Annotated in this window: 14 protein-coding genes; 7 read left to right on the top strand and 7 right to left on the bottom strand. The window is 54.8% G+C overall.

All coding sequences use genetic code 11. The features are described from left to right. Positions 1 to 24 precede the first annotated feature (24 nt). Both gatB and AC2FH8_RS10630 read left to right on the top strand, forming a co-directional pair. Complete coding sequence (gene gatB, locus AC2FH8_RS10635) at positions 25 to 1,536, top strand: Asp-tRNA(Asn)/Glu-tRNA(Gln) amidotransferase subunit GatB (protein ID WP_271950243.1); 1,512 nt, start codon at positions 25 to 27, stop codon at positions 1,534 to 1,536. A gap of 182 nt (positions 1,537 to 1,718) precedes the next feature. Then, the gene (locus AC2FH8_RS10630) at positions 1,719 to 2,150 is read left to right on the top strand and encodes a DUF4177 domain-containing protein (RefSeq protein WP_496689727.1); all 432 of its coding nucleotides are present in this window, start codon (positions 1,719 to 1,721) and stop codon (positions 2,148 to 2,150) included. A gap of 52 nt (positions 2,151 to 2,202) precedes the next feature. On the opposite strand, the gene AC2FH8_RS10625 is transcribed toward AC2FH8_RS10630, so the two are convergent. Continuing rightward, a complete protein-coding gene (locus AC2FH8_RS10625) occupies positions 2,203 to 3,285 on the bottom strand; it encodes a glycosyltransferase family 4 protein (protein ID WP_496689726.1) in 1,083 nt (360 codons plus the stop codon). A gap of 262 nt (positions 3,286 to 3,547) precedes the next feature. Beyond that, positions 3,548 to 3,802, bottom strand: coding sequence for a BolA family protein (locus AC2FH8_RS10620; protein WP_142634975.1), 255 nt, complete (start codon positions 3,800 to 3,802; stop codon positions 3,548 to 3,550). A gap of 108 nt (positions 3,803 to 3,910) precedes the next feature. Here AC2FH8_RS10620 and AC2FH8_RS10615 point away from each other — a divergent pair, with 108 nt between their 5' ends. Continuing rightward, positions 3,911 to 4,537, top strand: a complete 627-nt coding sequence (locus AC2FH8_RS10615) for a J domain-containing protein (protein WP_496689725.1) — start codon at positions 3,911 to 3,913, stop codon at positions 4,535 to 4,537. Between the two features lie 5 nt (positions 4,538 to 4,542). Here AC2FH8_RS10615 and AC2FH8_RS10610 read toward each other — a convergent pair whose 3' ends face one another. Beyond that, positions 4,543 to 5,445: a Hint domain-containing protein gene (locus AC2FH8_RS10610; RefSeq protein ID WP_496689724.1), complete on the bottom strand. Its 903-nt coding sequence runs from the start codon at positions 5,443 to 5,445 to the stop codon at positions 4,543 to 4,545. 611 nt (positions 5,446 to 6,056) lie between these two features. On the opposite strand from AC2FH8_RS10610, the gene cobS reads away from it, so the two are divergent. Next, positions 6,057 to 7,040, top strand: coding sequence for a cobaltochelatase subunit CobS (gene cobS / locus AC2FH8_RS10605; RefSeq protein WP_271950250.1), 984 nt, complete (start codon positions 6,057 to 6,059; stop codon positions 7,038 to 7,040). 93 nt (positions 7,041 to 7,133) lie between these two features. Here cobS and AC2FH8_RS10600 read toward each other — a convergent pair whose 3' ends face one another. After that, positions 7,134 to 8,165, bottom strand: a complete 1,032-nt coding sequence (locus AC2FH8_RS10600) for a hypothetical protein (protein WP_281972783.1) — start codon at positions 8,163 to 8,165, stop codon at positions 7,134 to 7,136. A 251-nt stretch (positions 8,166 to 8,416) separates the two neighbouring features. Here AC2FH8_RS10600 and cobT point away from each other — a divergent pair, with 251 nt between their 5' ends. The 3 genes from cobT (at position 8,417) to AC2FH8_RS10585 (ending at position 12,536) form a co-directional block, all read left to right on the top strand. Beyond that, entirely contained in the window at positions 8,417 to 10,294 is a 1,878-nt protein-coding gene (cobT, locus tag AC2FH8_RS10595) for a cobaltochelatase subunit CobT (RefSeq protein WP_142634986.1), read from the top strand. A 53-nt stretch (positions 10,295 to 10,347) separates the two neighbouring features. Beyond that, positions 10,348 to 12,129 (top strand): aminopeptidase P family protein, encoded by a 1,782-nt coding sequence (locus tag AC2FH8_RS10590; protein ID WP_496689723.1) that lies wholly within the window; start codon positions 10,348 to 10,350, stop codon positions 12,127 to 12,129. Positions 12,130 to 12,194: 65 nt separating this feature from the next. Then, positions 12,195 to 12,536: a DUF427 domain-containing protein gene (locus AC2FH8_RS10585; protein WP_142634990.1), complete on the top strand. Its 342-nt coding sequence runs from the start codon at positions 12,195 to 12,197 to the stop codon at positions 12,534 to 12,536. A gap of 136 nt (positions 12,537 to 12,672) precedes the next feature. Here the strand turns inward: AC2FH8_RS10585 and AC2FH8_RS10580 are convergent, their stop codons facing one another. From AC2FH8_RS10580 to AC2FH8_RS10570, 3 genes are all read right to left on the bottom strand, one after another. Beyond that, positions 12,673 to 12,798 carry a hypothetical protein gene (locus AC2FH8_RS10580; protein ID WP_271950255.1) on the bottom strand — a complete coding sequence of 42 codons (126 nt, stop codon included), beginning with the start codon at positions 12,796 to 12,798 and terminating at the stop codon, positions 12,673 to 12,675. Positions 12,799 to 12,876: 78 nt separating this feature from the next. After that, complete coding sequence (locus AC2FH8_RS10575; RefSeq protein ID WP_142634991.1) at positions 12,877 to 13,158, bottom strand: hypothetical protein; 282 nt, start codon at positions 13,156 to 13,158, stop codon at positions 12,877 to 12,879. Between the two features lie 119 nt (positions 13,159 to 13,277). Continuing rightward, positions 13,278 to 13,490, bottom strand: coding sequence for a hypothetical protein (locus tag AC2FH8_RS10570; protein WP_281972780.1), 213 nt, complete (start codon positions 13,488 to 13,490; stop codon positions 13,278 to 13,280). Between the last annotated feature and the right edge of the window lie 13 nt (positions 13,491 to 13,503).

Below are 13,503 nucleotides of genomic sequence, written 5' to 3'. Positions count from 1 at the left end.
ACTTCTGCGGAAATGAGGCGCGCCATGCTCGACTTGACATACGAAATGCCTAAGCCCAAAACCATTGCCGGGGCCAAGCACGATTGGGAACTGGTAATCGGGATGGAGGTGCATGCGCAGGTCTCGTCCAATGCCAAGCTGTTCTCTGGCGCGTCGACCCAATTCGGGGCCGAGCCGAACTCGAACGTGGCCTTTGTGGACGCGGCAATGCCGGGGATGCTGCCGGTGATCAACGAATATTGCGTCGAACAGGCCGTGCGCACCGGGTTGGGCCTGAAAGCCGATATCAACCTGAAATCGGCTTTTGACCGCAAGAATTATTTCTACCCCGACCTTCCGCAGGGTTATCAGATTTCCCAGCTTTATCAGCCTATTGTCGGCGAAGGTGAAGTTTTGGTCGAGATGGGCGACGGCACTGCGCGCATGGTGCGGATCGAACGCATCCATATGGAACAGGACGCGGGCAAATCAATCCACGACATGGACCCGCATATGTCCTTCGTCGACCTGAACCGAACCGGTGTTTGCCTGATGGAGATCGTCAGCCGCCCCGACATTCGCGGCCCGGAAGAGGCCGCCGCCTATATCGCCAAGTTGCGTCAGATCCTGCGCTATCTGGGCACCTGTGATGGCAACATGCAGAACGGCAATTTGCGGGCAGACGTGAACGTCTCGATCTGTTTGCCGGGGGCCTATGAAAAGTATCAGGAAACACAGGATTTCTCGCATCTGGGCACCCGTTGTGAGATCAAGAACATGAACTCGATGCGCTTCATCCAGCAAGCCATTGAGGTCGAGGCCCGCCGCCAGATCGCCATCGTCGAAGGTGGTGGCAAGGTCGATCAGGAAACCCGCCTGTATGACCCGGACAAGGGCGAGACGCGTTCGATGCGGTCCAAGGAAGAAGCGCATGACTATCGCTACTTCCCTGACCCTGACCTGCTGCCGCTAGAGATCGAGCAGGCCTGGGTTGACGACATCGCCGCCAACCTTCCCGAGCTGCCTGACGATAAAAAAGCGCGTTTTATCAGCACATTCGGACTGACGGACTATGACGCATCGGTGCTGACTGCTGATGTTGAATCGGCTGCCTATTTCGAAGAGGTCGCGCAGGGTCGCAATGGCAAACTGGCTGCAAACTGGGTCATTAACGAACTGTTTGGCCGCCTGAAAAAGGAAGATCACGAGATCACAGACTCGCCGGTTTCACCTGCACAGCTTGGCGGTATCATCGACCTGATTTCCTCGGACGCGATCTCGGGCAAGATTGCCAAGGACCTGTTCGAAATCGTCTATACCGAAGGCGGAGATCCGGCGCAGATCGTCGAAGACCGCGGTATGAAGCAGGTGACCGACACGGGCGCGATCGAGGCCGCTTTGGACGAGATCATCGCCGCCAATCCGGCACAGGTCGAGAAGGCCAAGGTAAACCCGAAACTGGCCGGCTGGTTCGTTGGTCAGGTAATGAAGGCGACTGGCGGCAAGGCAAATCCCAAGGCCGTCAACGAGCTGATTGCCAAGAAACTGGGATCGTAGATCTTTCGGTTTTACTGATTTCGGCGGCGGGACTTTAGCCTTTGCGCAAAGTCCCGCCGCTTGTCATTTGTGGCACCAGGCCCGCACCAGCAGATGTGCCGGAATTCGCCCGCCGCGCTATGATGACTTTCCCATTGTGATCAACCTGCTAGATTACCCGGATCTTACAGGTAGGAATTCCGATGCCCCGCTACGAATACAAAGTTGTCCCTTCCCCCCAAAAGTCTGCCAAGACCAAGGGTGAAAAGTCAGCCGAGGGACGTTTCGCTGCTTCTATTGAACAAGTGCTAAACCAGATGGGGCAGGATGGCTGGGAATATCAACGCGCCGAGTTGTTGCCCAGCGAGGAACGCTCCGGCCTGACTGGCAGCACCGTGAACTGGCGCAATGTGCTGATATTTCGCCGTGAAATTGATGTGCCTGTTGCCCCGACACCTGGCCCGACCGAAACGAAGGATGGCGTTGCTCTTGCTCAACCTGTTCCTGGTCCCGATACCGTTCAGGCCCCGGCCCCCATTGCGGAACAGGCCAAAGAGCCGCCTTTGTCGCTGAAAGGTGCTGAAACAGAAAAATCGGAAGACGAAACTGCAGAGACTGAAGGTCAAAAAATCTGATTGCCCCAACCGGATCTGTCAAAAACAGCTGTCAGGAGTAGCGTTTTGAATCTCAGCTCGTGACGTCGCGAATTAGCGTGTCCCATTGGGCAAAGACCTGATCCGGGGACAGATCGGCCTTTAGCGTAGGTGACACCTTGGACATCTGCGCCCTGAGGTCGGGTTCATGGATCAGCTTCAGCACTGCCTGTTCCAAACCACTGACATCGTTGACGGGAACCAGATATCCGTTCCGTCCGTTTTGAATGAACTCTGACGGACCGTAATCGCAATCGAAAGACACGACCGGTATCCCGCTGACCGCCGCCTCAGCGACGACATTGTGAAACCCTTCGAACCGCGAGGTCGCTACCAGAATGTCCGCACGCTGCGCCCATTCCCCGACCTCGATCGTATTGCCGGGCAGCCGAGCAACCGACTGTAGCCCCAGATCATCGCGCAGTTTCTGCAGATTTTCCCGCTCGCTGCCCTCACCATAGATAATCAGCCTGGTATCTGGAGCTTGGGAATGAATGCGCTGCATCGCCTGCAGCAGCATATCGAACCCCTTTTGCCGAACGAGGCGGCCAACCGCGACCAGTTGCACACCCCGCCTCGTGCCAGAGGATTCAACTCGCTCAAAGGGGAGGATCGGGTTCGGAATAACCATCCCCTTCTTGCGCAAAGTGAAGGGAAGATCCGCCAATCCCCGATGTGTCAGCCCGACAACCTTTGCTGCCTTTATCCCCGCAATCCCCTGAAGCGGTGCCCAAAGGGGATGTGCGTCCTGTCGCAGCGGATTATTGCGTTCAGAAATGATAACGGGAATCCCGGTTCCAACGCTGGCCAGAAGAGTCTGAACATTCACCTTGGTCAGGAATGAGATTACAACGTCCGGTCGAAATTTCTTTATGACAGAGCGGATATGCGCAATACGTGACGCCTGTCCCGTCACCTTTTCTGCAACGCTGAGTTCAACATTGAGATGCATCGGGAAATAGGGACCATCGGTCGGCATCTGAAAACCGGTAACGTGAACAGCACAACCGCGCCGGGCAAAATGCCCTGAAAGCATGGCTATTACTTTCTCTGCCCCCCCAGGCCCAAATCCAGCCTGCACAAAAAGAACTCTCAAAACCAAATACCTGAAAAACATCCCGTCAATGGAGGGTAGATTAGGGCCCGCGTTCGAGCAACTGTTATGCATGGAATGTTTTCACATTCAGACTGAATTTCCTGATTTGTTGCAATCACTGCAAGAAACCGGTCGAAATCACCAAAACACCGAAAAATTACCGGCCGGCTTTCACCTATCCAACCCGCGACCCTGTGCCAATCTCTGAACGATCACGGCAAAACCCGCGAATTGTCTTCGCTGCAGGGGTGCGACCGTTCCGGGCCGCGTTACAAAAGCCTGCCTAAACACCGATATCCAATGCCAAAGCATGGATCCGCGGCACGATATCTCCAAGCGCTTTGTGCACTGCGCGGTGGCGGGCAACGCGAGATTGCCCCTCGAATGCAGCCGCGCGGATTCGGATGTTGAAATGGCTTTCACCACCTTCTTGGAATCCGGCATGCCCGCGGTGGCTTTCGCTGTCGTCAACGATTTCAAGCTCATGTGGATCAAACGCCGATTGCAGGCGGCTTCGCATTTCTTCGGTCACGGTCATTTTTACGCTCAGCGGCAAAAATATTACCGCCCCCCCTCTTCTACTTTCGGCTGCTTAGACTAAACTGCTGCCTCCGAGTCGAGAAGATGCGTTCTTAAGGATCATAGCATGACGAAATCAGACCCATTTGGATTCGATATGTCCGTCTCCAGCGCGAAGAAAAAAAACCCGCGTGGACGGCGTGGTATGTCTGGCGCGTCTGAAACTTCGGTGCGAATCTGTGACCATGAGGGCTGTGAAGAGCCTGGTAAATTTCGGGCCCCGAAAGCACCGGATGTTTTGGATGATTTCTTCTGGTTCTGCCAGCAGCATGTGCGCGAGTATAACCAGAAATGGAATTTCTTCGACGGCACGACCGAGGCCGAAATGAATGCTCAACAGTCTAAGGACAAAGTCTGGGAGCGTGAAACCAAACCCATGGGCGATCCCGAGGCACGTGCCTGGGCCCGTTTGGGAATCGAAGACCCACACCAGGTGTTGGGCGCGAACAGTACCCAGAACAAAGGGCGCACTACAGGCGGAGGCGGCCGCCGCCTGCCCCCAACCGAACGTCGCGCTATCGAGATTCTGGAAGCCAATGACAGCTGGTCCAAGGCCGAAATCCGAAAGACCTATAAAAAGCTGATCAAGGTGTTGCACCCCGATATGAACGGCGGCGACCGCTCGCAGGAAGAGCAGCTGCAAGAGGTTGTCTGGGCCTGGGACCAGATCAAAGACAGCCGGAACTTTAAATAGGCGTTTTAATTGCTGGCCATACCCTGCAGCGCCAGCACTTCGGGGCGTTTTAGGCAACGTACGCGCGTTTGCTCAAAAGCGGGTGCCGCGTTTCGCAGTTCGGGAAATAGCTCACGGAGTTCCTCGGCATCTTCCCGATCGAAGGACATCACCGCCATTTCACCTAAAAACAAACTTTCAGTTGGCAAACCATTCGACAACAGTATCGCGTGGCGACAGCAAGCAATATGGTAGTATGTAACGGGATCATAAGTATTTACTTGGCGAATTGTATGATCGTTAACGAGATGAACTGCCGCGGCGAAAACTTTTGGCTCTCCAAACAGCAACTCTGCGCGCCAACCCTCCACGACAATCCTATGTTGTGGAGAAACGTACAAATCTCGGTCAGGCAGTCCTTTTCCGAATGCACCTTTCTGAATGCAAACCGGACGTAACTGGGGGTTTCGCTTCAAAGCTTCTGCCTGCAGGGTCTTCTCTCCGATCCACTCGATGCGTAGCAGTTCACCACTGGAAGCACGCACTTTGTCACCAACAGCGAGTTCCTCAACAGCGCGACAGCCACTTTCAGTTTCAATCAATGTCCCTTTCACGAAACACGGCACCGTTCCAGCGGGCAACCTAACGGTTACCCCAATCGAGGCATTGTTGCCATTTCCAGGCCCGCTGGAGGCTCTGACGATCAAACTCAGAGTTGTATTTGGGGGAACAATAACCCCCGGCTGCAGGTCCACTGTTAGTAAACCAGCACTGGAAATCGTAACCGAGTAATCTGAAGGGGAAAGAAGTCCGTCATCTGTTACAGATACAAACCAAGACGCTGGCTTGCTGGAGTTGTAGTCCACAGAAAATGTGTCCGTGTTCGGAGGAAAGAAAATCCTCGTTGGACCGGTAATTACTAAAGCCATGGCAACCTTTTACTTAAACTAAGTCCAAAATAGTGTACCACCTCCACAACACATTTCAATATCTGCACGTGACGAGCCGCAAGTTGTGACGATTTCTTGTGGCATTTGCCCGAGGTCACTTTCCCGTTCGCCGAAAGTGTTGCCCTGCCTAGTTTCTACACGTCCTTAGGATGACGCTGAATCCAGAAACTGCCATCTCGACGTCTGGTATTGCCAACTGACAGTTCTGGCTCGCGACTAGCAAAGAAATCTGCTGTGTACTTGAGCAACTTGCAAAAAGCCCCATGAGACCATTTTTCATATGTCTGATAAGGTCATTTTCAACATTTGGATTATTGAATACTTACCTGCATACAGCATTTCCGACACATGGATCGGCATGTGCGTCCGAACAGGCCGCAGTGCCTTTGTTGACAAACGCGGCTTGACCTGCACCTGGTACGCGTCGCGACCAAGGATCGCCCGCGCGTCAATAGGGCCAGTTTGAAAGAAAAACCTGCTCACCTTTCCAAGGGGGCCGCTTTCCCTTGCCCTTATCTGCAATATGTTGCACCACACACGGGTTCAGAAGCCCGCGCGGGGGCCGCGGTATCAGGATAAGGACGACAGGCATGGATTGGCCGATTGACGCAAACGCAAAACCAACAGAAGAGATTTCGGTCCGAGATGTGTTCGGCATCAATTCTGACATGCAGGTCAAACGCTTTTACGAACAGACAGAACGGGTTCCCGAGATCGACCCGACATATAAGTTCGACCCAGATACGACGCTGGCAATCCTCGCAGGGTTTACCCATAACCGCCGCGTGATGATTCAGGGTTATCACGGCACCGGTAAATCGACCCATATCGAGCAGGTCGCTGCGCGACTGAACTGGCCGGCCGTGCGCGTCAATCTGGACAGCCATATCAGCCGGATCGACCTCATCGGCAAGGATGCGATCAAGCTGCGTGATGGCAAACAGGTCACGGATTTCCACGAAGGAATTCTGCCCTGGGCTCTGCGTAACCCTGTTGCGATCGTCTTTGACGAATACGATGCCGGGCGCGCAGACGTGATGTTTGTGATCCAGCGCGTTCTGGAAACCAATGGCAGCCTGACCCTGCTGGACCAGAACGAGATTCTGACCCCGCACAAGTATTTCCGCCTGTTTGCCACCGCCAATACTGTTGGCCTGGGTGACACGACCGGCCTGTATCACGGCACACAACAGATCAACCAAGCCCAGATGGACCGCTGGTCTCTGGTCGCGACGCTGAACTACCTTAGCCATGACGCAGAAACGATGATCGTTCTGTCCAAAGCGCCGCACTACAACACGGCCGAGGGCCGCAAGATCGTCGCTCAGATGGTCACCGTTGCCGATCTGACTCGGACCGCCTTCATGAACGGTGATCTTTCAACCGTGATGAGTCCCCGGACCGTAATCAACTGGGCCCAAAACGCCGAGATTTTCCGCAATGTCGGCTATGCTTTCCGCCTATCATTTCTGAACAAATGCGACGAGCTGGAGCGCCAGACAGTGGCCGAGTTCTATCAGCGGTGTTTTGACGAGGAACTCCCGGAAAGCGCTGCAAGCACCAGCTTGGGATAACAAAATATACGGAATTTCCGGGGGCTTGTGCGTGGCACAGGCTTTCGGAAGCTCTTGCAGGGCCACATCATCAAAAGCTACGAAAGTTAGCTTTTATGCATTATTGGCCAAATGTGCCTGTGCAACTTCTTGAGCCGCATCTGGAGCCAACAATCCATCGTCGTCAAGTTTCCAGATTCCAATGTGATTGTCACAGAACTCGCGAAGATGACCGCGTTTACTGACGTCTTCCGCCAATTTGGTTAAACTATCCGCCGCCTCTGTGAAGTTATGCATGGCATAATCATCAAAGTCCTGGGTTTTCCACGGCCGATCATCGCCGAAATGAAACGTCAGACTGACATTCTTGAGCATCAGCATTCGTTTCGAGTGCGCAGCGAGATTGAATAGCATTGGCTGTATGACCCCAGACATCCCGAGGCAGGAATCTGTGCGAACAAATTGATCGAAAACTTCTTTGGAAAAAACAAAGCAGTCGAAACCCGGATGCTGCATACCAACCTCGCCCATAGACAGGGGGTCATGGGAAAACCCATGCGCATCGCCAAATGTCCGACGATTGATCGTGATGGCATCGAAACCACCCGCAATAAGCTGACGTACCGCGCCATAAAAATAGGGCTGAAGACAAATATCTGCATTAGTGTAGATTACAAAATCTCCGGGTTTAGCAACGGATGCACCCTTTTCCAGAACATCAAACAAAAGTGGCAAAGGCCGAGGAATTCGAAACGTTCCGACATCCAGAACCGTGCGTTCCAGTTTTGTCGCAACTTGCAGGCCGTAATGGGCTTGAATCAGATCTTCGTCCCCATGCACCGGAACCTGCACCAAAGTTGTTTCACCTTCACCAGCCAACGGATCTGATTTGGCAGTCACCATGCTATCCAACGTAGCGCGCTGGACATCATTCATCGCTCCGTCGACAGAAAAGAAATTGACGATATGCACTAGGTTGATTGGGTCAGGATCTTTGTATTTGGGATCGAAAACGTGAACTATCTCACTCAGCGGCGTTGAGGGTGACTGACAGAAAACATTCTCGGCTAACCAGCCCGAGGGCTGTAATTCTATGGTCTGTCTTTTGATCCCGAACAATTTTCGAAATTGTCTTCTGAGTCCCATTAAACCGTCCCAAACAAATAACTATATCACGCGTTCGTGTACCGTTCGTTTTGCATTGTACTGACGGAAAAGTCACCCCCAGTTAGAATCACAGGCCACGCAGAAGCCGGGCGTTGCCTCTTTTCTACAGGTCTGGCGTTTTTGCAATTCGGGCGTGCCGCTGATTACCCGGAAAACAAGGCCGACCCTATGGTCAAGACCTATGATTGGCTCTAGGTTGCCCGAGTAGAACAAGACCGGACCTGCCACCGATGAGCAAACCCAAAGACAACCCCGCTGATCCGTTCAAGAAAGCTCTGGCCGAAGCCACCAAAGTGATGGCCGACGATCCGGAACTTACGGTGAGCTATACGGTCGACCCGTCGGGCCTGTCGGGTGAGTCGATGCGGTTGCCTCAGGTCTCGCGGCGCATGACGCGGGAAGAGGTTCTGTTGGCGCGCGGGACCGCGGATGCTTTGGCTTTGCAGCGACGCTATCACGATGATGCTACTCATAATCGCTATGCGCCTCCAGGTGACATGGCCCGCGATCTGTACGAGGCGATGGAGGTTGCCCGGTGCGAAGCGATGGGTGCGCGGGACATGCCAGGCACTGCGTCCAACATCGACGTCAAGATCGGGCACGAAGCGATCCGGCGTGGGTATGATCAATGCAAACAGCCAGCTGACGCGCCTCTTTCGGTGGCCGCCGGCTATCTGATCCGGCATCTGGCCACTGGTCGCGACCTGCCGCCTGCGGCTGACAATGTCATGAACCTGTGGCGCGGGTTTATCGAAGATCAGGCAGGGGGCGTACTGGAGAACCTTGACGAGGTGCTTTCGGACCAGGCCGAATTCGCCAAGTTTGCACGCCAGATGATCAAGGATCTGGGCTATGGCGATCAGCTGGGCGATGACCCGGATGAGCTGGACGAAGATCAGGAAGATCAGGCCGAAGACGACGCCGAAGAACAGCCCGACCCCGACAGCACTGGTCAGGATGATCAGGACGAACAGGACGCGGATGCGACCCCTGAGCAGTCACAGGAAGAACAGCAGGATCAGTCTCAGGCCCAAGTCTCCATGGATGAGATGGCCGAGGATGAAATGGGAGAAGAGGCCGAGATGCCCGAGGGCGAGGCCCCGCTGGAGCCGCCTGCCCCTCCGCCTGCATCCGATGCTGATCCCGACTATAAGGTCTACCTGAGCACCCATGACGAAGAGATCGCCGCCGAGGATCTGGCGGAGCCCGCTGAGCTGGAACGCCTTCGGGCCTATCTGGATCAACAGCTAGAACCGCTGAAAGGTGCCGTCAGCCGTTTGGCCAACAAATTGCAGCGCCGGTTGCAGGCGCAACAGAACCGCAGCTGGGAGTTCGACCGCGAAGAAGGCATTCTGGACGCGGGCCGTCTGGCGCGTGTTGTTGCAAGCCCAACCACACCGCTGAGCTTTAAGGTCGAGAAGGATACTGAGTTCCGCGATACGGTGGTGACGCTGCTGTTGGATAATTCGGGCTCGATGCGCGGGCGACCTATTTCGATCGCGGCGATCTGCGCGGATGTTCTGGCACGCACGCTGGAACGCTGCAACGTCAAGGTCGAGATTCTGGGCTTTACCACGCGAGCGTGGAAAGGCGGGCTGGCGCGCGAGGCCTGGCTGAACGATGGCCGCCCACAGCAGCCCGGTCGTCTGAACGATCTGCGCCATATCATCTACAAAGGCGCGGATGCCCCGTGGCGACGCGCCCGACCCAATCTGGGGCTGATGATGAAAGAAGGTCTGCTGAAGGAAAATATCGACGGCGAGGCGCTGGAATGGGCGCATCGCCGGATGACGGCACGGCGCGAGCAGCGCAAGATTTTGATGGTAATCTCGGACGGGGCGCCGGTCGATGATTCAACGCTCAGCGTGAACCCAGCAAACTATCTGGAAAAGCACCTGCGCGATGTGATCGGGATGGTCGAAAAGCGCAAGATGGTGGAATTGCTTGCCATCGGCATCGGCCATGACGTGACCCGGTATTACGACCGCGCCGTGACCATCACGGATGTCGAGCAACTGGCCGGAGCCATGACCGAGCAACTGGCCGCTCTGTTTGACAGTGATCCGCGCGCACGAGCGCGGGTGATGGGAATGAAGAGAGTAGGCTGAATCGCCTTTTCCATAACATGGCGTCGCGCGCTCCAAACTGATAGAGGTATGATATGTTTCAGTCCTTCGCCGTGACCGCACGGCCGGAACAGGGCCCGCCCCGGCTGGCCGATCTGCGGACCGAATTGGCCCGCGACGGGTTGGACGGTTTCTTGGTCCCGCGCGCGGATGTGCATCAAGGCGAGTATGTGGCCCCGCGCGACGAACGGCTTGCCTGGCTGACCGGGTTCACAGGTTCGGCCGGGTACTGCGTGTTTTTGGCAGATAAGGCCGGCGTCTTCATTGACGGACGTTATCGCACGCAGGTCAAAGCGCAGGTCGCCGCCGATTACACACCCGTTCCATGGCCCGAGGTCAGCCTTGCCGCGTGGCTAAAGGAACAACTCCCGCAGGGTGGTCGGGTTGGCTTTGATCCGTGGCTACATTCGGCGGGTCAGATCGCGAAAACGCAGACCGACCTTGAAGGCCGAGATATTACACTGGTGCGCAGCGACAATCTGGTGGACCGGGTTTGGCGGGATCAACCCGATCCACCAATGAACCCGGTAAAGCTGCACCCGATCGAATTCGCGGGCGAAAGCGCAGACAGCAAAATCGCGCGTCTGGCGCAGTCCCTGCAGGACGCGGGCTGTGGCGCAGCGGTGATTACCCTGCCCGACTCGATCATGTGGTTGTTGAACATTCGGGGCTCCGATATCGGGTACAACCCGGTGGCGCATGGGTTTGCTATACTGCATGCGGATGGCCGCGTGGATCTGTTCATGGCGCACCAAAAGCTGAACGTGGCGATGGCCGATTCAGTCACAGTTCATGCGCCGGACACGTTTTTGACGGCTGTCGCAGCGCTTGACGGTAAGGTTCAGGTTGATCTTGGTACACTGCCACAGGCAGTGGCCGATGTGCTAGAGGGGCAGATGGTCGATGGCGGCGACCCTTGTGCGCTGCCCAAAGCCTGCAAGAACCCTGCCGAAATCGCAGGCAGTGCCGAGGCACATCTGCGCGATGCTGTCGCTGTGATCGAAACGCTGTGCTGGCTGGATGCGCAAGCCGCTGGCGATGTTACGGAAACGCAGGTGGTCACTCGGCTTGAGGAGAACCGGCGCAAGGATAATGCCCTGCAGGATATCTCGTTCGATACGATTGCAGGGACAGGACCCAATGGCGCGATCATGCATTACCGGGTGACCGAGGAAACCGACAGCCTGCTGCAAGACGGTCATATCCTGGTGCTGGACAGCGGCGGACAATATTTGGATGGCACGACTGATATCACCCGGACCATTGCTATCGGCAATGTGGGTGAAGAAGAAAAAGCCTGCTTTACTCGCGTGCTGAAAGGCATGATCGCCATGTCTATGCTGCGCTGGCCTGCCGGGTTGGCTGGACGTGATATCGAATCCGTGGCGCGTATTCCCCTATGGGCAGCGGGTCAGGACTTTAATCACGGTGTCGGGCACGGCGTCGGTGCCTATCTGAGTGTGCATGAGGGCCCTCAGCGTCTGTCCAAAGCCAGCCATGAGCCCTTGCTGCCGGGCATGATCTTATCGAATGAGCCGGGTTATTACCGCGAAGGTGCCTTTGGAATCCGGATTGAAAACCTTTTGGTGGTGCAATCTGCCCCTACACTGTCCAGTGGTGACGCGGAACGTCCCATGTTGGAATGGCGCACATTGACCTATGTCCCTATCGACCGACGCTTGGTTCTGACCGATATGCTGACGGCAATCGAACGCGACTGGCTGAACGCATATCACCGCGAAGTTGTCGAAAAAGTTCGACCAAGGCTGGGAGATGACGCCCAACTGTGGTTGGATGCCGCAACCGCACCGATCTGACACCGCATCGTTACATATACCGGGCAGTGGACAAGCGGGAAACCGGACCAGAGGAAAGAGCAAAGATGACCGAGATCACCATTCGCAAGACACCAGGCAAATGGAGCGTCCGTTCAGGAGGCGCCATTCTGGGTGAAACCACAAATGCTCTGGAATTGCTCGAGGGCGATCTTGATCCGGTCATCTATTTCCCTCGTACCGATATCGCGATGGCATTTCTGGACGTTACCGACAAGGTCACGCAGTGCAAACACAAGGGCCAAGCCACGCATTTTTCGATCGTCAACAAATCCTCGGTCACTGAAAACGCTGCTTGGAGCTATGAAGACCCGATCCATTCTGCCTTAGACATCAAAGGCCATGTCGCCTTCTACCCGCTTGATTCCGTGAAGGTCGAACAAATCTGACGTATGTCCCAGATGCGCAATACCTCTACTCAATCGAGTTGTTGCACAATATGAAAGGCCAGATCGCTTTGGCCTTCACGTCAAAATCTGGCTCGAAGTAAGAGAACGATCCTTTACGCTGGATACCACGAAAGTATCAAACGAGCCCGACCTGCACCTTGGGATTTCTCGCTGCGCCTACACTAAAAACTGCTTTTTTCCGGTATTCATGGCGCAGTTTCTTGGCAAAACCCACGCCCAAAATGGTCTGTTTTTCTGGCACCAAATAGATTTACTTTTTGTCGATCTAATGCCGCAATCAATGTGAATTTAGAGAGTTAAACTGAAGCCTGCTCAAGATCTAAAACTCATCAAATTCCGGAACATTTCCAAGCCTAATGATGAAACTCGGCGCCCCGACCTCGCCACTGTTCGGGTCCTCACTGACCATGTAGGCATCAGCGCCAGCGCAATCGTCGGATAGCGCTTCCCTTTCTGCTCTGTTTTGTGCCTCTGCCGCCGTGGAATATTCAAATTGCTTACCAATTTTCAAGTTTCCTTGCCCTCCGCGACCGGGCTTATTTTCCACATATGTCTGGCAGATATAGTGAATTTTTTCTGAGCTCTCATCTGAGATTGTCATGGCAGTATCCGTAAAATGAGTATGGGTGCGATTGATGCATGGGAAAAACAATGCTCGCTAGCCGCTTTGTTCGTGTTTCGATAATTCCAGTCGCGCAAAAAGAAGGGGCGACAATCCTGTCACCGCTTTTTGACGGGCTTCGGCGGACAGGCTTCAGATAATGTATTCGCATCCCTTTCGAGCCGAGTTTTGCGGAGCCGGGCATTCTTGATCTGTCTTTGCTCTGCTTCTTCGTTGACCATTTCTCTAACGATCCGCGTTGTTTTGTCCATCGGTGTTTCCGCCTTGGGAACGTGTGCATTGAAGACAGTTTTTTTTGTCAGCTTTGCCAATGGTTATTCTCCT

The organism is Ruegeria sp. CDSC025 (assembly GCF_059610805.1).
This window is presented reverse-complemented; position numbering and strand designations above follow the sequence as displayed.